This window comes from Rhodococcus sp. WS3, from assembly GCF_003797085.1.
Taxonomy (GTDB): Bacteria; Actinomycetota; Actinomycetes; order Mycobacteriales; family Mycobacteriaceae; genus Rhodococcus_F; species Rhodococcus_F globerula.
Genome location: NZ_RKMA01000002.1, coordinates 580,676 through 603,627 on the forward strand (window position 1 = coordinate 580,676; position 22,952 = coordinate 603,627).

The following is a 22,952-nucleotide window of genomic DNA, read 5'->3' on the forward strand; positions in this document are numbered from 1 at the left end:
CTTGCTACGGCTGCGAGGCGTCGGACGTCGCGTCCCCACCTGATCCGCGTGCTGCGCGGGCCAGCAATTGGGGACTCGACACCAACGCCTTGCGCCATGGAAGTACCCCGTCGATCTCAATCTGAATCGACAGGCTCAAAACAGTTCGAATCAAGACGATCATTCCCAGCACTGCCGCATCCGTCAGGGACGGCGACGATGTCACGGTTTTGACGAGATCCGCAGCAACCAGAATCTCCAGCCCGAGAAGAATGACGGCACCGAGGGTTTCGCGGAGAGTCTTGAACGCGGCACTACCGTTGCGAGTACGAAACCACGACCGGCCGGCAATGCCAAAGGCGAATACAAACCCGAAAACCATCGCGACAACACCGAGTACTTCGAACAATTCGGTGACCCACTCGAAGAACTTCACGGTGTCCATGGTGTTGATTCTCGAGGTATATCGCTCAGAAGTCGAGCAAGCGCGCCGGTTCTCTCCAACCAACCCACCACCAGATCGTGTGCTGTAATTGGCCGGTGACGACTTTCGTACAGCTCTGGTGGCCGCATTCACTGCGGCCTTGAACTGTGCAATTTCCGGCCGCCTCGCGCGCGGCCGACGATCGTTGCCTACATCTATCCCGGTTGACGCAGTGAGGTGCCCCCTACTGTGAGGACCACGCATGACCTTTGAAAATGACAACCGCGTCGACGGGATCGGCAAGATGCTGATCAGTTCTCGTTCGCTTGCCGAATACCGGGCGATGTTCGCCCTCACCGACGATGATCTGTCCGTGCGAATCCTCGACTGCCCCAGCGGTTCCGCGGATTTCACCAGTGCGGTGAGCAACCTCGGCGGCAACGTAACTGCATGCGATGCAGCCTATTTCGGAAACAGCCCCGACAATCTCGCTACTATTGCCACATCGGAGTCGGAGCGAGGCAATCGATATGTCCGCGCACACGCAGAAAAGTACGAGTGGACTTTCTTCGCTGATCCCGATGAACACCAACATGTCAGGCAGCACGCCGCCCAACAGTTCGCAGCTCATATTCGGCAACACCCCAGTCACTACATCCCAGGTCGGTTGCCCGCACTGCCATTCCCTGACGACAGCTTCGATCTGGTGCTCAGCTCCCATCTGTTGTTCAGCTACGCCGACAGCCTCGACCACGCCTTCCACCTCGACGCAATTACCGAATTGATGCGCGTCACCTCAGGTGAGCTGCGCATCTTTCCGTTGGTGGCGATTGGATCGGCGGAGCCGTACTCACAACTTGTCGAGCTGCTGTCCGACCTGCGAGCTCGCGGCATCGGCGGCCGTAACGTCGAGGTCGACTACGAATTCCAGAAAGGCGCCAACCACATGCTGGTATGCCATCACGAATCGTGATCCGGCACAATAAATCTGGTACTTACATCAATTTTCTCGGCCTGGTCGACAGAGGCTTCAGCGCGAATTTCGATTGACGCGCGAATTCCTGGAGATCCCGTACGATCTGTCAGTGACCAATACAACTCCCGAAAAGTCGGGTTTCTGGAGCCGCCCCACCCTGTGGAAGCTGCTGTTGATAGTCGTCGTCTATCTAGCTTTCTACCTCGCCGTTGGGCAGGTGATCTCCCGCGTTTTCTCCGATCAGATCGATAGCGACAACGTAGTCGCAAGCGCCTCGAGCATCATTTTCGGCCTCGCATTGCCTATCGCGATCGGTGCTGTCGCGCTGCTGATATTCATAGCGAAGCTGGGCTGGCTACGCAGTATTTTCGGCCCGCAACCTATACGTGGCCGCGGCTGGATGTGGATCGGCCCGATTCTCGTAGCCGCCGCCATTGCAGCGCACCTGACCGGAACCGACTGGAGCGCGTGGTCAGCCGGCGAGATCATCTCGCTACTTGCCCTCGGGGTGTGCGTTGGCATTGCCGAGGAACTCCTCACCCGCGGTATTGCGGTGAAAATGTTGCGTGACGCCGGCCATGGCGAACGCTTCGTCGCGGTCGTGTCGTCGCTGCTGTTCGCGCTGATGCACACGGTCAACTTCATCTCCGGGATGGAAGCGTCAACCGTTCTGGCGACCGTTGTCTACACGTTCGGTTTCGGGATGTGCATGTATCTGACTATGCGCGTGACGGGCACAATCTGGGCCGCGATCGTGTTGCATGGCCTCACCGACCCCACAACGATCCTCTCGACGGGCGGACTCGACACCTCCGTGACTGGAGCCAGCGGCGCCACCGTCGTCGCCACGTTCATCACAATCCTGCTGGTCCTCTTCGCCGTCGTCGCTATCTTCTTCGTCCGAGGGCGAGTCAGCCAAGAACAGCCCGCGAACGCGACAAGCTGACAGCTCCTCGTTTCGCCGATCCTGAATGTGGTGAAGCCGCCGGACACCGTAAGGTGCCGGCGGCTTCGTCATATTCGGGAAGGAAGGCGACCATTCGGCGCCACCCGTACTCGTAGCGGTGAAACTACCTCCCTCAGCCGAAGATTCGCTCGATGTCATCGAGGCGTAACTGAACGCGCGCGGAGAGTAACCAGAACCCCAGAGGTTGTCACCTGACGCCTGGACGAATGAGGACAGCGAACCAGGCCGAATTCTGTTGCGAATACAACACACGTCATCCACAACACACGTCGTCGTCGTATTCTGATTCTGTTGCAGCACGTCTTCACTGCATGATGGTTTTTGCCTTCAGCGCCCGGAACTCGTCCTCGTTGATCGCGCCGGCATCGAGAAGGCCCTTGGCGGCTGTGATCTGATCAGCCGAAGATTGTCCAGCGACCTCGCGCACGTACGCGCCCTGTGCCTGCATCTGCTTTTGCGCTGCGGCAATCGACCGCTGCGTCATACCGTCATTCCGGACGATCACATAGATCATCGCCGACAGGAAGGGCACGACAAAGAGGAAAACGATCCAGATCGCCTTGAACCAGCCTGACATCTCATGATCTCGGAACAGATCCGTGATGATCGAGAACAACACGCTCAAGTAGGCAACAAATGCGAGACAGACAAACATGAACCAGAAAAACTCCCAGAAGCCTTCCATTTTCGCCAACTCCGTACTGTCGGTGTTTCCGGATAGGAAGTCAGGTCACGACCTATGACGTCCTACTTGTGAATCAACTGTTGCCACTGCGCCGGTAACCGGCCGTTAGCCGACCGGAACTCGACATCTCCCGAAATGCATTATCTCCGTTGGTAATACGTACCGAGCATTCGTACCGATAATACGTACCACAGATGAATGACAGAGGTACGACATAGCGGGTACTACATAGCGATCTCGGACGCAGCGCGGGCAATGTCACTTCGCGCCGCCTTTTCAACGAGGAGCGGGACGAATGCTCGTATCCGTCCACTTTTGAATCGTGCGTGAATCATCCGCACGCTTCGTTCGATATCTGAGGGTGAGACGGTCGGATAGCGGGTGATCAGCCGTGCAATCACCTGTTCGACCTGGAGCAACTCTTCGTCGCCGGTCATCGGCTAATCGTCTGTCCGGTAGCCAGCTGCCGTCAAGACTCGAAATAGATTCGAAAGCATCACGATTCGGGATTCGATCAAGCCAGGAATAACTTTGCCAATCACGGGGCATACACAAGCAAAGGGTGTGTTTGATCAAGAACGTCCTGCGTGGAAGCACTGTCCGGAATATGGGTGTCGAGGAGCGAGCGTGGGAAAGAAGTCGAAGCACAAGAAACACAAGAACTCTGAGCTCGAAGCTCCCCGAGTTACCGGCGTGGAACCCTCCTCAGCCTTGACAGAAAAGCCGATGAAGTACAAGGAATACCGCCGTGATCTCAAGCCTGTTCACGCAGAACTCGTTGCATTGCAGGAGTGGGTCAAATCCTCCGGCGCCAAGGTCTGCATCGTGTTCGAGGGCCGTGACACTGCAGGAAAAGGTGGGGTGATCAAAGCCATCACCGAGCGAGTGAGCCCTCGTGTCTTCCGCGTTGTTGCCCTCCCGGCCCCGACTGAACGGGAAAAATCCCAGATGTACATCCAACGGTATGTGCCGCATCTACCCGCAGCCGGCGAGATAGTCATCTTCGATCGCAGTTGGTACAACCGTGCCGGAGTCGAACGGGTCATGGGCTACTGCACCAACGAGCAAGCACACGAATTCCTCCAGCTCATCCCGACAGTCGAACGTGCAATTGTCGAATCCGGGGTCATTCTGTTGAAGTATTGGCTAGAGGTGAGTGAGGAACAGCAAATGCTGCGCCTGCAGAGCCGGATCGACGACCCTCGGAAAATCTGGAAGTTGTCGGGCCTCGATCTGAAGTCGTACAGCCATTGGTACGACTATTCACGGGCCCGCGACGAGATGTTCCGCTATACCGACACAGGATGGGCGCCTTGGTATGTCGCGGTCAACGACGACAAGAAGCGCGGCCGGCTCAACATCATCAGCCACATCCTGAGTCAGATTCCGTACGAACCTTTGGAACATCCCGATATCAAACTGCCACACCGACAACGCCCCGACGGATACAAGACACCCCAGCAACCGCTGCACTGGATTCCTACCCCCTACTGAAAATCCTGCCCAGGGAAAGGACGTGCGGCACATGAGCCCCACGGAAGCCGCGCCGCAGAATCGAGCGCACACAGACCCGGCCGAGAACACGCCCTGGCATGCCCAGAGTGCCGAATCCGTCCTCGCAGCACTGACTTCTGATCAGGAGTCGGGACTGAGTGCCGAGGACGTGGTGGACCGTCGACGTCAGCACGGGCCCAACGAAATTGCGTCGACGCCACCACCGTCGATGTGGTCGATAGCGCTGGCGCAGTTGAGGGACCCGATGAATCTGATGCTTGTCGCGGTAGCTGTGGTCAGCATCGTCATCGGCGAAATCCCTACGGCCATCGTCGTTGCGGTACTCGTCGTACTCAACATCGTGCTCGGCACCCGGCAGGAGGTGAAGGCCCGCGCCAGCGTGGACGCACTGGCGAAGATGCAGACGCCCCAAGCACGGGTGATCCGCGATGGGACTCTGATCCAGCTCGACGCTACTGAGTTGGTGCCTGGCGATATCGTCGAACTCGAAGCGGGCGATATCGTCGCCGCCGACGGACGCCTTCTCACCTCCACCACCTTGGAAACTCAAGAAGCAGCGTTGACCGGTGAAAGCGCACCCATCCCGAAGGATCCGAAGACGCTGGGCAGCACAGACATTCCCCTGGGTGACCGAAGCAACCTGGTGTTCCAGAACACCTCGGTCACCCGCGGTACCGCCACCATGGTGGTCACCGAAACCGGGATGCACACCCAGATAGGGCAGATCGCGTCGATGTTGTCGGCAGTTGCACCCGGCAAATCGCCGTTGCAACGCGAACTCGACTCGCTCACCAAACTGCTCGGGATCATCGCGTGGGGCGCAGTGACAATCATCGTGGTTATCGGCGTGATCCGTGGCCAAGATCTGACAACGCTTCTCCTGCTGGGTATTGCCATGGGAGTTTCCGCAATCCCGACCGGCCTTCCCACTTTCGTCCAGGCCATGTTGGCGTATGGAGCTCGTCAACTGGCCGACGCGAAGGCCGTCGTGAAAAACCTCACCGACGTCGAGACACTCGGCGCGACGAGCGCCATCAACTCGGATAAGACCGGCACACTGACGATGAATCAGATGACCGTACGGTCGTTGTACGTCCACGGCCGGTGGTACATCGTCGAGGGCGAGGGTTACGCCAAGAGCGGCAGAATCACGCAGGTCGCGGGTGAGGCGCCGCCGGACTTCACGCTGCTTGCCTACGGTCTGTGCCTGGACAGCGACGCCACAGTCTCCGATGCCGGCGAAGTTGTGGGCGACCCCACCGAGGCAGCGCTTGTTGTTCTCGCGGCAAAGATCGGCGTCGACGCCCCACTCACCAGAAAGACGTACCCGCGGGTCGCGACGGTTCCCTTCGACTCGGCATACAAGTTCATGGCGACGTTCCATCATCTCCAGGTGGACGGCGGCAACCAATTCGTGGAACTGGTCAAGGGCGGTCCGGACGTGGTCCTGGCTCGGTGCGGGGCAGCGTTCCTGCCCGGCCGCCGACCTGTACCGATCGACGAGGTCCGCGAAGAACTGACTGCCGCGAACCGGGCTATGTCCGAGAAGGGTCTCCGGGTGCTGGCGTTTGCCGTTCGACGACTCGACGGGCAGGAATCAGCCGTTGGGGCTGACCCCATGTCGTTTGTCGAGGACCTCACGTTTGTCGGCATGGCCGGCATCATCGATCCCCTTCGCGCGGAAGCGATCGAGTCGGTGCGCACTGCCCACACGGCGGGCATCCATGTCCGCATGATCACCGGCGATCACGCGATCACCGCGTCGGCGATCGGAGCCGAACTCGGACTGGGACCAGGGGCGATCGGCGGCGGCGAACTTCAGGCCATGACCGACGAGGAGCTGTCGGACGCAATGCCGAACCTGCATGTCTTCGGCCGCGTCACCCCGCAGGACAAACTGCGTCTGGTCGACATCATGCAGAAAAACGGTGCGGTTGTCGCGATGACGGGTGATGCCGTCAACGACGCCGCCGCACTGAAGAAATCCGACATCGGCGTCGCCATGGGGTCAGGCAGCGAAGTGACAAAACAGGCGGGCAAGATGGTGCTCACCGACGACAACTTCGGGACCCTCATCACCGCAATCAGCTTGGGACGCAATATCTACGGCAAGATCGTGTCCTACATTCGCTACCAGATGTCGAAATTGTTCTCGCTGGTTCTGCTCTTCCTGGCCGCGAGCATCTTCAATATCAACGAAGGTGTTGCGCTCACCCCGCTGATGGTGCTGTTCCAGCACTTCTTCATCACCCTGTTCCCCGTTGCGGTCATCATGCTCGACCCGCCGCCGCCGGACCTGATGAAGAAACCACCCCGTGACCCCAAGACGCCGATAGCCAACCGACGGGCGGTCATACAGTGGCTGGCTTACGGCATCCTGCAGTTTGCCGTCACACTTGCCGCAATGCTGCTAGCCCCAGGCGAGATGAGTACCACCGAGGCAAATATTCCCATGACCATGGCGTTTGTGGTGCTGTCGTTGGGCTCCATCTTCGCCGGCCTGACCATGCGCCGCGATCCGGAATCCGGCCTCATTCCACCGGTGCTCGGCGCGCTCAAGATCTTGGCTATCCCGACCGTCGTCACGGTCTTCGCCGTCGAGGCCGGAGTACTCCAGGATCTCCTCATGACCACCTCATTGACGGGTAGCCAGTGGCTCGCCTGCCTCGGGTGGTCGCTGATCATTCCGATCGTCGTGGAGTTGGACAAGGCATTCCGACGCCGACGCCTCCTGAAGTCGCACACCATTGTCTCCCCCACCGCTGCGGTAGCCCCACAGCGCGCTCACGCGCAATGATGCACACTCGTCGTACCCACTCCGGGCGACCGATTCAACGGATTTCTGAGCTTTGTGGCTGCGACGGGAAGGATTCGCGATATGTCGTGGACAAAGGGGCTGGGTCGGCTGCCTGGGATCGCAACGGCCCGGGGGTATCACCGCGAATGGCTGCGTACGGACATCACCGCCGGACTTGTCCTCACAGCCCTGCTGATACCCGCGGGCATGGGGTATGCCGAAGCTGCAGGCCTCCCGGCATACGCCGGCCTGTACGCCACCATCGTGCCGCTCCTCGCGTACGCACTCGTCGGGCCGTCGAAAATCCTTGTCCTGGGGCCAGACTCGTCGCTCGCGCCACTTATCGCCGCCGCGATCCTGCCACTGGCGATCGTCGGCGATGAAGACAACGCACTTGCCCTGGCCGGCGTCCTGGCCATCCTCGTCGGGCTCATCCTCCTGATCGGGGGGTTCCTGCGCCTCGGTTTTGTCACCGAACTGCTCTCGAAACCCATCCGACTCGGCTACCTCAATGCCATTGCGCTAGTCGTTGTTATCGGTCAGATTCCCAAACTGCTGGGGTTCTCCGTTGACGCGTCCGGTCTGCTCGGCGAAATAGGTGAGATCGGAAAGTCCGTGGCAGGCGGGGACATCGACCCCGTTGCTGCCGCGGTCGGAATCGGGTCGCTTGCTGTCATCGTCGCGTTCCGACTCTGGGTCCCCGTTGTCCCCGGAGTCCTGGTGGCCGTCGTCGGCGCAATCATTTTGTCCGCCGCGGCCGGTCTCACGGATGACATCGGAATGGTCGGTGCTCTCCCTGAAGGTCTCCCTCTGCCCTCCGTGGGAGGCGTCAGCTGGCAGGACGTAGGACACCTGATCGGACCTGCGGCCGGTATCGCTCTGATCGCATTTGCCGACACCGGCGTTCTCTCCCGGACCTTTGCCGCCCGGCACGGTGAAGACGTGAACGGCAGCACCGAAATGAAGGCAATCGGCGTCGCCAATGTGGCAGGTGGACTGTTCGGCGGGTTCCCCATCTCGGCGAGCGGCTCACGAACACCTGTAGCCGAACAAAGCGGCGCCCATACACAATTGGCAGGTGTTGTCGGCGCGCTCGCCGTGCTGGTCTTTGTCCTCGTCGCCCCAGGCCTCACCGCGTACCTACCCGATGCAACACTCGCAGCCGTGGTCATCGTCGCGGCCTGCGCGCTGATCGACGTGGGTGGAATGGTCCGGATGTGGCGCATGAGCACCGTGGAGTTCGGCCTCGCTGTCGCAGCCTTCCTCGGCGTTGCGCTTGTCGGAGTACTCCAGGGCATTCTCGTGGCGATCGGCCTGTCGTTTGTCGCGGTGGTAGCGCAAGTCTGGCAGCCACATCGCACCGAACTCGTGGAGATCGCACACCTACCGGGATTTCACGACGTCGAACGACATCCAGATGGACAGCGCATTCCCGGCCTGGTGCTGGTGCGCTTCGACGCTCCCCTCTTCTTCGCAAACGGTGAGATCTTCGACGAGTACGTACGCTCCGTAGTCGCCGATGCGCCGGCGCCCGTCGAATGGGTAGTCATTGCAGCAGAGCCGATTACCGGCCTCGATACCACCGCAGTCGACGAGTTGGTCGATCTCGACACCTACCTCGAAGGCAAAGGTATCCGGCTGGCGTTTGCCGAGATGAAGGGGCCGATCAAAGACAAACTCATCAGATTCGGCGTCGGCGACCGATTCGACGCGACGCATTTCTTCCCGACCATCGAAGCTGCCGTCAACGAATTCCGCAGCCGAAGTGGGAACTCCAACCACTCGACCGACCACTGATCCCGGGAGCGCGAGACATGGATTCTTTCTGGACGGTCTTCTGGCTCGGCGTCATCTCTCTCGCGCTGCTGTCTTACCTGGTACTGCTGTTCGAGATCAGCGCCGATCTGTTCCGTGACCGTCAGACATCGGGGTGGATGCGCGCACTCTGGGTGTGTTTCCTGCTCCTCGTGCCCTTCGTGTCGGGGCTGGTGTACGTGATCGTGAAAAGTGACGGCATGGCCGAGCGATCCCGAATCGCGAGCGGAGCACCCCGGAGTTGACGGGGTTCGTCAGACCTTCTTGACGACGCTCGACTTCAGCTGCATCGGGCCGATACCGTCAACCTTGCAGTCGATGTCGTGATCACCGATCCCCTTGACCAGACGGATGTTTCGCACCTTCGTGCCGGATTTGATGCCGGTGGGGCTGCCCTTGACCTTGAGTGTCTTGATGACCGTCACGGTGTCACCGTCGGTGAGTACGTTTCCGACGGCGTCCTTGATGACGCCATCTTCTTCGGCGGCCGAGTCTTCCGTCGACCACTCGAGTGCACATTCGGGGCACACCATGAGCGCACCCATCTCGTAGGTGAACTCACTGGAACATTCAGGGCACGGCGGCAAGGTGTCTTCCACGCGATCAGCCTATCCGCCGCCCCCTCGGCTCGACTTTTGCACTTCATAACCAGTGATTGGTAAATATTTTGCACTCGATGAAAGTTTGCACTCTGTGCAATTATTGAAGGCATGGGTAGCGAAACACTAGGCCTTCGAGAACGTAAGCGAATTGCGACACGCGAACTGATCGAACGCACCGCCGTCGAACTCGTGCTGGAACTGGGTTACGACGAAGTGACTGTGGAACGAATCTGCGAAGCCTGCGATCTGTCCACGCGCACATTCTTCAACTACTTCCCTACCAAGGACGCAGCGATCGGCGGAATCGCGATAGTCGTCCCGCCCACAGAGGTGATCTCGGAACTACTCGACGCCCACCCGAACGACCCGCTCCACGGAGCGCTGGCCGTCTTCGCCGAAGCGATGAAGATCATGGACGAACGACCCGATCTCCTCGTCCACCGACGCCAATTGTTCGAGCGACACCCGACCTTGCTCCAACAGCATCTGGCCACGTTCCACGAACTCGAGGACACGCTCACCCGGATGCTCACGGAGGAACTACTCGAACGACCAACCCATGGTCGACTACCCGCCGATATGGCGGCGGCCGATGAGGCCACCGCCACCGTGATCATTGCCGGAGCCTCGATGCGATACGTGTTTCGTGCCTGGCAGAAAAGCGAAAGAGATCGTCCGCGAGCCGAACTCGTGGATCCCGCATTGACGTTGATGGCCCACATCCTGCGGTCCGCCCACTAGCTCGTCTACCGCTCTCGTCACCAAGGAGCCCTATGTCCACTCGAGAAGCTGCACCCACAAGCGCAGACGAACCCGACACCACGTCGGACAAAAGATCCATCATCCTGGTGTTCGTCGGCCTGATGATCACGATGCTTCTGGCATCCCTCGACCAGATGATCTTCAGCACGGCGTTGCCCACCATCGTCGGCGAACTGAACGGCGTCAACCACATGGTGTGGGTGACAACGGCATACATCCTGGCGTCGACGATCATGATGCCGGTCTACGGAAAAATGGGCGATCTGATCGGCCGCAAAGGGCTGTTCATCGGTGCGATCAGCATTTTCATCGTCGGTTCTGTGATCGGCGGTTTGTCCCACGACATGACCACGCTCATCGCCGGCCGGGCAGTTCAGGGACTCGGCGGCGGCGGTCTTATTCTGCTGTCGCAGGCCATCATCGCCGACGTTGTTCCGGCCCGGCAGCGCGGCCGCTACATGGGCGCGATGGGCGGCGTTTTTGCCCTCGCGTCGGTCGCGGGCCCACTCCTGGGCGGTTGGTTCACCGAAGGCATCGGTTGGCGGTGGGCGTTCTGGATCAACGTCCCGTTGGGTCTGCTCGCGATAGCCAGTGCGTCGGCATTCCTGCATCTACCCAAGCCCAAGCTTGGCAAGCCGTCCATCGACTACCCCGGCATGATCCTGGTTGCAACCTCGGCAACCTGCTTGATCCTGTTCACGACGTGGGGCGGCAACACCTACGACTGGGATTCGGCCGTCATCATCGGGCTGATCATCGGCAGCATCGTCAGCGCAATTGCCTTTGTCATGGTCGAGCGACGAGCAACCGAACCTGTCATTCCCATGCATCTGTTCTCGGAGCGCAACTTCGTACTGACCACCACCGCCGGACTGATCATCGGCATCGCGATGTTCGGCGCTCTCGCCTACCTTCCTACCTACATTCAGATGGTGACCGGCAAGAACGCCACCGAAGCCGGCCTGATGATGATTCCGATGATGGCGGGACTGCTGGTGTCCTCGATCGGTTCCGGGCAGATCGTCAGCAAGACCGGGCGCTACAAGGCCTTTCCGATCGTCGGCACGTCCATCGTCGCCGTCTCTTTGGTCTTACTTTCCAGGCTGACTCCGTCGACCTCACTTGTCGTGTTCGGAATCTATATCGCGATCATGGGTGTCGGTCTCGGTCTGGTCATGCAAATCCTGATCCTGATCGTTCAAAACACCTTCCCCGCAGCCGAAGTCGGCACCGCAACAGCGTCGAACAACTTCTTTCGCCAGATCGGCGCCTCATTGGGTAGCGCGATCGTCGGCAGCCTCTTCGCATCCCGGTTGTCGAATCTGCTCGCGGAGCGGTTGCCAGCCGGCGGCGGCGGTGTCGGCGGTGAAGAGAACTCGTTGACTCCGGGAATCCTCTGGAAATTGCCGGATCAAATCCGCGAAATCATCGTAGGCGCCTACAACGACGCGCTCGCCCCGATCTTCATGTACCTCGTTCCGCTGGTAGTCGCAGCGGTGATCCTCCTGCTCTTCGTCAAGGAGAAGCCGCTGGCCACCACTATCGACCGCTCGGCAGCGCCGATCGAGTAGAAACCGATTGTTCGCTATTGTGGCGTGATGTCAGCAGACAAGAATCCGACCAGATCCACGTTTGTGGTTCTGGTCGGATTCTGCGCTGTGCTGGCAATTGTCATCGCCGGCGGATTCTGGTGGGTCACGCGTAGCAACGACGCGCTTGCCGGCGAGACACTCGACGCCTTCCCCACCCTCGACCGCAGCACACTCAGTCAGTCACAGGGTGAACTACTGGCGACACTCGAGAAGGAATGGGAATCCGGTGCACCCGGCACCACGTATGCCGAAGGTGTCGAAGAATCCTGGTGCGCTGACTTCGTCAGCTGGAATATGAACAAAATCGGCATGCCGTATTCGAACCCCAATTCCGGTTCGTGGCGAATCCCCGGCGTCTACACGTTGCAGGAGTACTACGAATCCGTCGGAACATTTGTGCCGCTCGGCCAGGACTATCGGCTGAAGACCGGCGACACGATTCTGTACGACGATTCCAGCCCCTTCGGGCAGCACGTCAACATCGTGCTCCGCAATGACGCCGGCATTGTCACCACCGTCGGCGGCAACGAGAACAATTCGGTGATGCTTCACCGGTTCAACCCTGATGATGTCGCCGGCATCGTGGGGTTCGGGTCGTTCTGACGGCCAACCCCTACTCGTAGATGTTGCGAGGTGAGTGAACGGTTGGCGACGTGGTCGGTTTCTGGTGTGCGTTGGGTCGATCGAACTTCGTAAATATATTCGGTAAATTATGTGTTTCCGTCACCCACTGACTATTTGTCTTTGCGAATGAAACGTTCCGCCAAAGGGAATTCGCCAATCTGATCTAGCTGAACCTGGCCGCTCTTCCCACAAAACGGAAGGGCTGGCAGATGCTCTGCCAACCCTTCCGACGATGTGACTGCAAGCGAGACGACTCCCCTGACTCGGGGCTACGACGCGCTGTCTACACACCTGGAGATTCACGTCCGCTCAGCTCACGAAGTGCGTGATACTGCGGTACTCAGCGCGTTGGTGATTCGGTCCGCTCCCCACGGCAGCGAAATCGGGGACGGAAATCCAAGGGCATTCGGCACTCCGGAGTTGCGGGCAATCGACACAACCGATCCGCGCTGGACTGCAGACAGATTGCGCCACTGCTCGTTGTCGCGCATGTAGTCGATGTCCCCCGCTGGTGAGATGACAACCGCGATGTCGGTGTCGAGTTGGGCGACATACTCGTAGCTGATCACTCCTCGCCCGTCAGCATCGGTCGGCACTGTCTGCGCCCAGTCGGTCAGTTGGAAACCCAAGTCATTCATGAGCATTCCGATACCGCGATCCTCACCGGCGAGGATGTACAGCTGCCCGTTCAGATCTCCGATCACCGCGTTGAAATTCACGCCCTCGAATTCTGGGTGCGCTGCGCGGACGGCAGCCAGGTCGGCTTCGGCCGATCCGACGGCGGCCTGCGCTTCGTCCTCCCTACCGAGCGCCTTGCCGATCTTGCGCGTCGAGTCCTGCCACGGTTCCACGTTTGCCTGTTCGTCGAAATGCACGACCGGGGCAATGCTCGAAAGCTGCTCATAGGCACGCTCATTGAGACTCCATTGCCCCGTGGCAACGATGACGTCAGGATCAAGGGCCACAATCTGTTCGACGTACGACTGCGGGTCACCCTCGAACAGCAGTGTCGGAATCTCCTTGTCACCGGCGGACAACAGCGCGTCGACGCCACCACCGGGGTTCGGCGGCAACACCTGATACCCCATGCCGGCCAATGCATCGACCTGCCAAGGCCACGCCCCGACGCCGTTTGTCGAGACGAGAATGTTCGTATCGGTGGGCAGTGCAATGGGTGCGACACCCATCGAGATCACCATGTCCGCGTCCTGCGGCGACAACGGGAGCACCCGCTCGGCGCCGAGTGGTACCTGGGCTTCACCGAATTTGCCGGTGACGGTGACTGTTTCCCCCTCGGCAGTGTCGAGGGAGTTCCCGCCGCACGAGGTCAGGAGAAGTGCGAGGGCAACAAATGCGGCGGAGAGTGCGCGCTTCACAGCGGGTGTCCATTCGGTCCGCCGGGATTACCCGGGACGGTGCACGTGGCCATAGCGCGATGCGCCAGGAAACAAAGACTGTCGTTACTCAATTTCCACTGCCCGTCGATCCAATACCATTTGAGGGTCGCTTGTCCCGGCGCAGAGCCGGGCAACGAGGTCACGAGCTGGGCGCGCGCCACCTCGTCGGTCACCGTGACCGGGTCCGTGAGATCCCAGCGATAGATTCCGGCCGCGATGTTCAGGGCGCTTCCCACAGCGCGCACGGTGGGTACGCCGGCTGCGCCGCCTTCGAGCGCGGAAGCGACCTCCGCGTCACTTGTCGCCGAGTTGAGTCCGCGCTGGAGTTGACTGTTCAGTTCGGCGACGTCCGGCGTCGACGGCCCCTCGGGTGCCGATGCAACCGCCGGCGCGGCACTCGCCGCCGGAGCGCTGGGCGAGGCAGGTGCTGCGCCCGCTGCCGGGGCGCTGACCGCGGCCGACGCTGCAGGTGCGGGGGCGGCCACCGGAGCCGGAACCTGAGGTTCGAGCACCGTGACGCCGTCGTTGGCCGCAGCGGCGGTCGAGCCCGCGGTGCCGGCCCCCGCCGGAGAAGCCATGGTCACGACCACTTGACGTTCCTGGTCGCCGAGGTTCATACCAAACAGAACGAGTCCGGGAATCGCAATCCCGACAACCATTGCCGCACACGTGGACACCGCGACTGTCGGCCAATGAACGCCGCGGCGCGGCGCGGCGGTTTGTGGATGGCGACCGACGTCCTCGTCTCTCGACTCATCGAGGTCGTAGTCCGTCTGAATGCTCATCGCGTCGTCTCCGTTAGGCGCTCGGGTCTTCCTGATGGCCCAATTCGTTGAGGCCGTTGCGTGGTGAGTGGGTTCTCACCATCACGTCAGGATTTAGGTTAGCGTAGGCTAACACTCACATAACGGTCGGCGGTACACAGGCCCGGGAAGCGAGGGGTTGAGCGATCCCCTGCGAACGCTCAATTCCCAGAGTCAGCCGCCTCGGCGAGGTGCCCAACGACCTGGCCGACGCTCCCCCGCCGCCCATGCCGGAAGCATCCTGCTGCGTAACACTGTTGGCATATTCATTGGTGGGGTCTCGGTAGATGGTGTGGATGTGACCCCAACCCGAGGTTGTGTATCCCGCGACGTCAGCGCCGGCCGATCCCTGCTGATTAGCGAAATCTCGCGCTGCGTAACTACTACGGGCGGTGCGGGTTCCGCGAGGTTGGTCGACGCGATTTCGACGCAGACTCGTTGAGCGTCACATTGTTCGAACGAACACTCGGATAACGAACTTCGACCGCTCGACGCGTATGTCTGCAGCGCGTAAGGCCGCAGACTTCGCACGGTTGGCGAAGAACGGAACTTCCGTCAGTAGCTCCGATGACTGCGCAAGTTGCGCAGCGGTACTCAATCACGAATTCGGCTGTCACTGAATGGGTTTTTCGATCTGTTCACGAAGGATATCGGCGTGACCTGCGTGCCGGGCGAACTCTTGGGTCATGGCAAGCAGTGTCCATCGCATGCTGACTTTTCCCTCGCGCGGGTTGTCCACGTTGTCGTCAAGGTCGAAACGGGACACGATCACCCGTGATCGTTGGCTGGCGCGCTCGAATTCCGCAATGACATCTGCCAGCGACTCGTCGTCGGCGACAGCGAAGGTGCCCTCGTCGCGACGCGAGTATCCATCACATTCGGATTCATCGAGTCCTGCCCAAATCCGTTGAAACCAGATCCGTTCCGCGGCAGCGGCATGCTTGATCAACGAGATCGGTGTCGTCAGCGAGGCGACGAGCCGTCGGCGGGAGTCAGCTTCAGACAGGCCTCGTACGGCCTCGATCAATGCCTCACGGCTTTGGTCGAGCATGTTCTCGATGATCGAACGCTCCGTGCCGATAGTACTTGTGTTGATGGACATAAGATTTCACTCGATTCTGTTGTAGGGTTGGTCAAGCCAAGACACCCTGTGCCAGTCAAAGTGAGTAATGGAACGCAGCGATCCGCTCGCTGTCAGGGAGTACGCGCTCGAGAGTTCCGCCAGAATGGCCAGCGCCAGTACCGCAGCCCAGGATGCTTGTGAACTGCTGCCAAAGCGCAGCTTATCGCACAGGTGCGATTCGGGAAAGGAAATTGACCCGAACGCTGCCGGGATCTGATCGGACGCCTTCCGTGTGCGCACCCACCTAGGCTAAGGATGTCTTGACAGCCTGTTCCGTGAAACAACCTCGAACAGGTGCAGCGAAGGTAGCACTGGCGGGGCTGCCGAAAATCTATCGCAGGGAAGGGATTCGGAGCCTGGACAGGCAAGCGCTTCGTCGAGTTGTCTCAACTGTCCGACGATGCGCCAGATGTTCAGATACTGAGGGCGGACATGATCTCGCCGAATGCACCTTCACGCCCCGGCAAGATGACCTTCTGAAACAGCGTCAACACGCACTCGTCGATGTCGTCCGTCGCGGACGAACCTTTGCGTGACACCTCGATCGCACGAAGTCCACGCGCACGCACGTACCGAGCCAACTCGTTTCCGTCGCGCCGCGCTGCTGCCTTACGACCTGAGGAATGTTCGAACCGATAGTGACGCCCAGCGACCGCAACTTCGCAGAGTTTGTTCCTGCGCCGCATCCCATGACGCTTCTCGTCCATAACGCTCACAGCGGTACCGTCCGGGAATCGCAAGGTAGCTGGCTTGCCCTTGATCAGTGCGGGACCGAAGCGATCAATCCGTTCGGCGATTGTCTCCCGCTTCAACCTGCCGAAATGCGCGTTGAATTCGTCGCCTTGCGCTGGAAAGAGTTCGGCGCGCACTATTCCGGCAGGGTCGAATATCGCGACGGACGAGAGGTCCGCCGCGATACGCACAGACCATCCTGTCTCGGTGGGACTCTTCCAATTCATGATCCGCAGTATCCCACCGCGGCAGTGGCCAGACTGACATCACGGGTGCCACCGACTCGCGGGTCTGATCATGGTTCAGGAGCCGACGCATGAAGATGGAATGTCGCGCCCTTCTCGAGTTCGTCCGTGGTGAACTCCGGTGACGTGAAACTCCCCGCGTAGGGCGCTGAACTGCTCACCGTGAGTGAGTAATTGCGTTGATTCGCGGGGATGGCATCGAAGCGCGCCACATACGTGCAGGTACCGGTGCCATCGGGATTCTGTTCCACGGAGTCGACTTCCAGCACAGACCTTGTCGATGCGGCGCCGCTTCCTCCATCAACGAATATCGTGTCGTTCGGCGCGACCGGGATTGTTCCGACGATGCACTGTCCGGAATCCGGATCGACTCGTTCAGCGTCCCCGATGACGGTCACCACGGCAGCAAAGGTCTTCGGATCATCTGTATTGGACACACAACCGGTCAGCGCCAACGTCCCGATTGACAGCAATACTGCAGCGTGTCTGCCCCTTCGCCCCATGGACTCACAGTAGACCGACACGAGCGGATGGAAGATTGATGTCCGAGAAAGTCTGAAAATCAGGGCACAGGCGGAAAATTAACGACTGCCCCGTCGAGCGGCAACTGGTCGGTGCGGTCGCCCTCGTTCGGTCCCTTGACGAGAGCGCCGGTATCTGCCGATCCGACAAACGTGAAGCTGTCGATCTCGTAGGGCACATTGTCGCCGGACAGCGGCACCGCCGCCCGTGACACATGGAAGTGCAGATGCGCTTCTGAGGTGTTGCCCGAGTTGCCGAGGTTCCCGATCACCTGACCCGTGGTCACCAGATCCCCTACATTCACAGTCGCCGACATCGGTTTCAGGTGGGCATAGAACGCATAGTTTCCGTTGCCGATGTCGATGATGACGTAGTTGCCACCCAATTGATCGAACGGCATGTCCTTCGGAACTTGTTGCGGCATTTGATCCTGCTCGCCCGACACGACAGCCACGACGGTGCCGTCGGCCACCGCCAGCAGAGGCGCGCCGTAGGCGAAGTAGTCCTCATTTTTCGATCCGTCACCACGAGACCTGCTGAGCGGGACTGCATCCGGGTCGATCCTCAGCCAGTCGACGGCAAATCGCTCGGTGCCGTTGATCCTGCCACCGACCGCCATCATCCCGGCGCGATGCTGCGAGAGCCCGCAGCAACCGTCCCCGACCACCCAACTGTCGCCGGCTAATGGAGGACCGATAACCACCGGCAAGTCTGTGCTGGTCATGACTGTTCCACCGAACTGCGTGACGTTATCGGGATATCGCGCAGCACTGGCAGCGTCCTCCGGCGTTGCTTGGCCGAACGTCGCAGTCAGTCGATGGGTCACTACGGATGGAACATCGTCAGGGCTCTCGTACTCGTCGTCGAGCACCATCAGCACAGTGCGCCCCACCGGGATCTCGGTGAACGGCGTCCAGGAAAAGTTCCCTACCAGAATCGAACGCGCAGATACTTGGCCCTGATCGAGGGTCGATACGACGGTCCCGTCCGGTCCCCCGGCCAGCGTTTCGATCTTTGTGATGGTCGCGGGCCGCGGTGAGAAGTTCAGCACTTCGATCTCGTAGGCCACGTGCAGCATTCCGTCAGTCCCGGTGACAGGGATCGGATTCGGCCCGAGCGCCGAGATCACCAACGGCGACGTGACGTCGGTTTCGGTCGGATAGCCGCGCGGGATCCCCCCTCGACTGTCGATGGTCGACGTCGTGAGCACGGTCGGTCCGGTGGTGTCGATCGACGATGAACACCCGGCGATGACGAGGGTCATTACTGCGGCGGCGATTGCCCACCCTGCCAAAGGGCTGTGTGAAGTCGTCATGCGAACTCCAGAGCAGGCCCCTGCCCAGTGCGTCGGCCCAGTTGTTTCGAGCCTAGGCACGAAAGACCCTCTTTGTCCTGATTTTGTGGATCAGGATAAAGAGGGTCAAATCCTCGTGATCAGGCGCCTACGTACGACGAGAGATGCTGGCCGGTCAGGGTTGAGCGATCGGCGACAAGATCGCTCGGCGTGCCCTCGAACACGATCCGTCCACCGTCGTGACCGGCACCGGGACCAAGATCGATAATCCAGTCTGCATGTGCCATGACCGCTTGGTGATGCTCGATGACGATAACCGACTTCCCGGAGTCGACGAGTCGATCCAGTAGTCCGAGCAGCTGCTCGACGTCAGCCAAGTGAAGGCCTGTGGTCGGCTCGTCGAGGACGTACACGCCGCCCTTTTCGGCCAGGTGCGTAGCAAGCTTGATGCGCTGACGTTCACCGCCCGACAGCGTCGTGAGGGGCTGGCCGATGGTGAGGTAGCCGAGCCCCACATCCACGAGTCGCACCAGAATCTTGTGTGCGGCCAAGGTTTTAGCCTCACCGTCACCGAAGAACTCTTCAGCCTCGGCGGCCGACATCGCTAGAACCTCGCTGATGTCCTTCCCTCCGAATTTGTACTCCAGGACATCGGCCTGGAACCGCTTTCCCTCGCACTCCTCGCACACCGTCGCAACGCCGGCCATCATCGCCAGATCGCTGTAGATGACGCCGTTGCCGTTGCATGTAGGGCAGGCACCTTCAGAGTTGGCGCTGAACAGCGCCGGCTTCACACCGTTGGCCTTCGCAAATGCCTTGCGGATGGGATCGAGCAGACCGGTGTACGTTGCCGGGTTACTCCGACGCGAACCGCGGATCGCGCCCTGATCGATCGACACCACGCCCTCCCGCTTCGCGAGCGAGCCATGGATCAACGAACTCTTTCCGGACCCGGCCACGCCGGTCACCACAACCAGCACACCGAGTGGCACATCAACGTCGACGTTCTGCAAGTTGTGGGAGATTGCGCCACGGATTTCCATTGCGCCCGTTGACTTTCGCACGCTCGCTTTGAGTGCAGCTCGGTCGTCGAAATGACGTCCCGTGACCGTGTCACTGGCCCGCAAGCCGTCAACGGTGCCCTCGAAGCAGACAGTTCCGCCCGCGGCGCCTGCGCCGGGGCCGAGATCGACGATGTGATCGCCGATAACGATCGTCTCCGGCTTGTGCTCGACGACAAGCACCGTATTTCCCTTGTCACGCAACTGCAGCAGAAGGTCGTTCATGCGCGCGATGTCGTGGGGATGAAGGCCCGTCGTGGGTTCGTCGAACACGTACGTGATGTCGGTGAGCGAGGACCCTAGATGGCGAATCATCTTGGTGCGCTGAGCTTCACCACCGGACAGTGTCCCGGACGGCCGGTCAAGGCTCAGATAGCCCAGTCCGATCTCCACGAACGAGTCGAGCGTTTCACCGAGCGTCGTCAACAAGGGCGCCACTGACGGTTCTTTCAAACCGCCGACCCACTCCGCGAGATCGCTGATCTGCATCGCACACGCATCAGCGATGTTGATGCCTTTGATCTTCGACGATCGCGCACCCTCACTCAGCCGTGTGCCATCGCACTCGGGGCATGTGGTGAACGTGATTGCCCGCTCAACGAACGCCCGAATGTGCGGCTGCATCGCGTCGACATCCTTGGACAGGAACGACTTCTGGATCTGCGGAATCAGTCCTGTGTACGTCAGGTTGATTCCTTCGACCTTGATCTTCGTCGGTTCTTTGTAGAGCAGGTCGTTCAGTTCCTTCTTGGTGTACTTCTTGATCGGCTTGTCGGGATCGAAGTAGCCGCATCCCCGGTAAATCCGGCCGTACCAACCGTCCATGCTGTAGCCGGGAACAGTGATCGCACTATCGTTGAGCGACTTGGTGTCGTCGTACAGCGCTGTCAGGTCGAAATCGTTGACCGAGCCGCGCCCCTCACAACGCGGACACATTCCACCGGTGATGCTGAAGGTCCGCCGTTCCTTCGTCTGACGGCCACCGCGCTCCACGGTGAGCGCACCCGCACCGGAGGCTGATGCGACATTGAACGAAAATGCCTGGGGCGAACCGATATGCGGCTTACCGAGACGACTGAAGAGAATGCGAAGCATCGCGTTGGCATCGGTGGCAGTACCTACCGTCGAGCGAGGGTCGACGCCCATCCGTTGCTGATCGACGATGATCGCCGTGGTCAAACCGTCGAGCACGTCGACGTCCGGCCGCGCCAGAGTCGGCATGAACCCCTGAACGAAGGCGCTGTACGTCTCGTTGATCATCCGCTGCGACTCCGCGGCGATGGTGCTGAACACCAATGAGCTCTTGCCCGAACCCGAGACACCGGTAAAGACCGTCAGCCTGCGCTTGGGGATTTCGACGCTGATGTCCTGGAGGTTGTTCACGCGCGTGCCCTGCACGCGGATCAGGTCGTGGGTGTCCGCAACATGTAGCTCTCGCTCCGCCATTTCAGCCGTGCTCATCATGTCTCCATCTCTCAGGTGAGGGCCACCCACACAGTGTCGCCCTGTGTGGGTGGCCGCGGTTCTCTTCAGTTGACTCAGCGGAGCTCTTGGATGCGGATCAAGTTGCCTGCTGGGTCGCGGACGGCGCAGTCCCGAACACCGTACGGTTGCTCGGTCGGCTCCTGGACGACGTCGATGTCGCCGGCCTGCAGCCGCTCGAAAGTACCGTCGAGATCCTTGGTGGCCAACAGAATACCGGCATAGGTGCCCTTGGCCATCATTTCGACGATGGTGCGACGCTCCTCGTCGGTGATACCCGGATCGACGGCCGGGGGATGCAACACGATCGACGTGTTGGGCTGGTCGGGCGGGCCGACGGTTATCCAGCGCATCCCGTCGTAGCCGACGTCGAGGCGGACCTCGAAACCGAGCAAGTCGCGGTAGAAGGAAAGGGCGGCCTCCGGGTCGTCCTGCGGAAGGAAACTCGATGCAATGGTGATGTCCATGAGTGTCACGCTATCTGCGGCTGGGGGCCGGCGCTTCTCGATTCCTGATCGGTCTTGTCACCTGTTTCGACACGCAGGACGGCATGCCCTCGGTCACGCCGGCAGCCTCGTCTCGATAGACGCTCGGTGGGACGCCGACCAACTCGGTGAAACGAGTGCTGAAGGTACCGAGCGATGAACAGCCAACGGCAAAACACACCTCGGTGACACTGAGATCACCGCGACGCAGCAGCGCCATGGCGCGCTCGATGCGCCGCGTCATCAGATAGGAATACGGCGGCTCGCCGTACGCCAGCCTGAACTGGCGACTGAGGTGCCCGGCCGACATGTTCACTCCGCGGGCAAGCGCCTCCACGTCCAGGGGTTGCGCGTACTCCCGATCGATCCGGTCACGAACACGCCGAAGAAGCGCGAGGTCGCGCAGTTGTTGCGAAGTCGCGGGTCTACTTGTCACAGGTTCGATCGTGCCATGTCCGCGCACGTTCTCGCCGATTTCCGCGGGGAAGCGAACAATGATTTGGTCAAGCTGACACGGCTTCCAGCACGCTGAAATGTGTGCTCACTGTTTGCAAGCCGTGTTAGCTCCGACGCATCTACTACCGCAACATGGCCACAAACGCCGCGATGTTCGTAACCACGCGGTCAGCCTTCTCCTGCTCGGTGAGATTTTCCTGATACCGGTTGCCTGCCGACGGCCGACGCTTGTTGCGCGCATACAGCGGACAGGCCAGGTCAGTACACATATAGGTGCCAATGGTGTCGCCGCGTCGGCCGGCCTCACCGATCTTGGCGGCGGTCAGCAGTGACACTCCCCCGCTGCCATGCGTCGTAAGGCAAATGGTGCACATTTGTGCGCGTCCTGATTTGCCGGTTTGGTATCGGAGGGCGATACCGACTAACTCGTCGCCCTGCGGGATCACCAGATATCCCCGCCCGGGCATGGTCGGATCATTCCACCCGAAGAAATCCAGGTCTTCCCATGGCCGCTTCTCGAGATCCCGTGGCACCGGCAACCGTTTTGCGTCACCTTTCGAACAATTCACGAACGACGCGCGAATTTCGCGTTCGGTGAGCGGCAGCACGGTGGA

General features: G+C 60.3%; 23 protein-coding genes and 1 pseudogene. 9 read left to right on the forward strand and 15 right to left on the reverse strand.

Translation table 11 applies throughout. From position 1 onward, the window contains the following. Window positions 1–4 precede the first annotated feature (4 nt). Window positions 5–424 carry a DUF1622 domain-containing protein gene (locus tag EEB13_RS16725; RefSeq protein WP_033236173.1) on the reverse strand — a complete coding sequence of 140 codons (420 nt, stop codon included), beginning with the start codon at window positions 422–424 and terminating at the stop codon, window positions 5–7. 241 nt (window positions 425–665) lie between these two features. On the opposite strand from EEB13_RS16725, the gene EEB13_RS16730 reads away from it, so the two are divergent. Together EEB13_RS16730 and EEB13_RS16735 are read left to right on the forward strand one after the other, a co-directional pair. Beyond that, on the forward strand, window positions 666–1,376 hold the full coding sequence (locus EEB13_RS16730; protein WP_141485844.1) for a methyltransferase domain-containing protein: 711 nt from the start codon (window positions 666–668) through the stop codon (window positions 1,374–1,376). Window positions 1,377–1,488: 112 nt separating this feature from the next. Beyond that, window positions 1,489–2,325, forward strand: a complete 837-nt coding sequence (locus EEB13_RS16735) for a CPBP family intramembrane glutamic endopeptidase (protein WP_141485846.1) — start codon at window positions 1,489–1,491, stop codon at window positions 2,323–2,325. Window positions 2,326–2,650: 325 nt separating this feature from the next. On the opposite strand, the gene EEB13_RS16740 is transcribed toward EEB13_RS16735, so the two are convergent. Together EEB13_RS16740 and EEB13_RS16745 are read right to left on the reverse strand one after the other, a co-directional pair. Further along, a complete protein-coding gene (locus tag EEB13_RS16740) occupies window positions 2,651–3,031 on the reverse strand; it encodes an SHOCT domain-containing protein (RefSeq protein ID WP_033236171.1) in 381 nt (126 codons plus the stop codon). 224 nt (window positions 3,032–3,255) lie between these two features. Beyond that, complete coding sequence (locus EEB13_RS16745; RefSeq protein WP_141485848.1) at window positions 3,256–3,468, reverse strand: three-helix bundle dimerization domain-containing protein; 213 nt, start codon at window positions 3,466–3,468, stop codon at window positions 3,256–3,258. 190 nt (window positions 3,469–3,658) lie between these two features. On the opposite strand from EEB13_RS16745, the gene ppk2 reads away from it, so the two are divergent. The 4 genes from ppk2 to EEB13_RS16765 all read left to right on the forward strand — a co-directional run bounded on the left by ppk2 (window position 3,659) and on the right by EEB13_RS16765 (window position 9,403). Then, window positions 3,659–4,525, forward strand: coding sequence for a polyphosphate kinase 2 (gene ppk2 / locus EEB13_RS16750; RefSeq protein ID WP_141485850.1), 867 nt, complete (start codon window positions 3,659–3,661; stop codon window positions 4,523–4,525). 31 nt (window positions 4,526–4,556) lie between these two features. Then, a complete protein-coding gene (locus EEB13_RS16755) occupies window positions 4,557–7,343 on the forward strand; it encodes a cation-translocating P-type ATPase (RefSeq protein WP_033236168.1) in 2,787 nt (928 codons plus the stop codon). A gap of 81 nt (window positions 7,344–7,424) precedes the next feature. Beyond that, window positions 7,425–9,140 (forward strand): SulP family inorganic anion transporter, encoded by a 1,716-nt coding sequence (locus tag EEB13_RS16760; protein ID WP_033236167.1) that lies wholly within the window; start codon window positions 7,425–7,427, stop codon window positions 9,138–9,140. A gap of 17 nt (window positions 9,141–9,157) precedes the next feature. Beyond that, on the forward strand, window positions 9,158–9,403 hold the full coding sequence (locus EEB13_RS16765; protein ID WP_033236166.1) for a PLDc N-terminal domain-containing protein: 246 nt from the start codon (window positions 9,158–9,160) through the stop codon (window positions 9,401–9,403). Between the two features lie 9 nt (window positions 9,404–9,412). Here EEB13_RS16765 and EEB13_RS16770 read toward each other — a convergent pair whose 3' ends face one another. Beyond that, window positions 9,413–9,757 carry a zinc ribbon domain-containing protein YjdM gene (locus tag EEB13_RS16770; RefSeq protein WP_033236165.1) on the reverse strand — a complete coding sequence of 115 codons (345 nt, stop codon included), beginning with the start codon at window positions 9,755–9,757 and terminating at the stop codon, window positions 9,413–9,415. Window positions 9,758–9,868: 111 nt separating this feature from the next. On the opposite strand from EEB13_RS16770, the gene EEB13_RS16775 reads away from it, so the two are divergent. Genes EEB13_RS16775 through EEB13_RS16785 form a run of 3 tightly spaced genes read left to right on the forward strand, consistent with a single transcriptional unit; the run spans window position 9,869 to window position 12,717 of the window. Beyond that, on the forward strand, window positions 9,869–10,501 hold the full coding sequence (locus tag EEB13_RS16775; RefSeq protein WP_033236164.1) for a TetR/AcrR family transcriptional regulator: 633 nt from the start codon (window positions 9,869–9,871) through the stop codon (window positions 10,499–10,501). A 32-nt stretch (window positions 10,502–10,533) separates the two neighbouring features. Continuing rightward, window positions 10,534–12,093 carry an MDR family MFS transporter gene (locus tag EEB13_RS16780; RefSeq protein ID WP_033236163.1) on the forward strand — a complete coding sequence of 520 codons (1,560 nt, stop codon included), beginning with the start codon at window positions 10,534–10,536 and terminating at the stop codon, window positions 12,091–12,093. A 27-nt stretch (window positions 12,094–12,120) separates the two neighbouring features. Next, window positions 12,121–12,717: a CHAP domain-containing protein gene (locus EEB13_RS16785; protein WP_116104388.1), complete on the forward strand. Its 597-nt coding sequence runs from the start codon at window positions 12,121–12,123 to the stop codon at window positions 12,715–12,717. Window positions 12,718–13,052: 335 nt separating this feature from the next. On the opposite strand, the gene EEB13_RS16790 is transcribed toward EEB13_RS16785, so the two are convergent. From EEB13_RS16790 to EEB13_RS16835, 11 genes and pseudogenes are all read right to left on the reverse strand, one after another. Continuing rightward, on the reverse strand, window positions 13,053–14,114 hold the full coding sequence (locus EEB13_RS16790) for an ABC transporter substrate-binding protein (RefSeq protein ID WP_141485851.1): 1,062 nt from the start codon (window positions 14,112–14,114) through the stop codon (window positions 13,053–13,055). Then, complete coding sequence (locus EEB13_RS16795; protein WP_095886195.1) at window positions 14,111–14,920, reverse strand: hypothetical protein; 810 nt, start codon at window positions 14,918–14,920, stop codon at window positions 14,111–14,113. Before EEB13_RS16795 ends, EEB13_RS16790 begins: the two co-directional genes overlap by 4 nt. A 115-nt stretch (window positions 14,921–15,035) precedes the next feature. Further along, window positions 15,036–15,305, reverse strand: a pseudogene (locus EEB13_RS32065) (hypothetical protein); the annotation flags it as partial. A 246-nt stretch (window positions 15,306–15,551) separates the two neighbouring features. Continuing rightward, window positions 15,552–16,040 carry a DinB family protein gene (locus EEB13_RS16800; protein WP_033236159.1) on the reverse strand — a complete coding sequence of 163 codons (489 nt, stop codon included), beginning with the start codon at window positions 16,038–16,040 and terminating at the stop codon, window positions 15,552–15,554. A gap of 434 nt (window positions 16,041–16,474) precedes the next feature. Further along, entirely contained in the window at window positions 16,475–17,020 is a 546-nt protein-coding gene (locus tag EEB13_RS16805; protein WP_141485853.1) for a hypothetical protein, read from the reverse strand. A 68-nt stretch (window positions 17,021–17,088) separates the two neighbouring features. Then, a complete protein-coding gene (locus EEB13_RS16810; protein ID WP_261984569.1) occupies window positions 17,089–17,511 on the reverse strand; it encodes a hypothetical protein in 423 nt (140 codons plus the stop codon). Window positions 17,512–17,600: 89 nt separating this feature from the next. Then, window positions 17,601–18,875, reverse strand: coding sequence for a M23 family metallopeptidase (locus EEB13_RS16815; protein WP_261984570.1), 1,275 nt, complete (start codon window positions 18,873–18,875; stop codon window positions 17,601–17,603). A 119-nt stretch (window positions 18,876–18,994) separates the two neighbouring features. Continuing rightward, complete coding sequence (locus tag EEB13_RS16820) at window positions 18,995–21,376, reverse strand: ATP-binding cassette domain-containing protein (protein WP_141485856.1); 2,382 nt, start codon at window positions 21,374–21,376, stop codon at window positions 18,995–18,997. Between the two features lie 77 nt (window positions 21,377–21,453). Then, window positions 21,454–21,864, reverse strand: a complete 411-nt coding sequence (locus tag EEB13_RS16825) for a VOC family protein (RefSeq protein ID WP_033236256.1) — start codon at window positions 21,862–21,864, stop codon at window positions 21,454–21,456. A gap of 10 nt (window positions 21,865–21,874) precedes the next feature. Continuing rightward, window positions 21,875–22,318 (reverse strand): helix-turn-helix transcriptional regulator, encoded by a 444-nt coding sequence (locus EEB13_RS16830; RefSeq protein ID WP_187328577.1) that lies wholly within the window; start codon window positions 22,316–22,318, stop codon window positions 21,875–21,877. A gap of 142 nt (window positions 22,319–22,460) precedes the next feature. Beyond that, the gene (locus EEB13_RS16835) at window positions 22,461–22,946 is read right to left on the reverse strand and encodes an FBP domain-containing protein (RefSeq protein ID WP_045067557.1); all 486 of its coding nucleotides are present in this window, start codon (window positions 22,944–22,946) and stop codon (window positions 22,461–22,463) included. Between the last annotated feature and the right edge of the window lie 6 nt (window positions 22,947–22,952).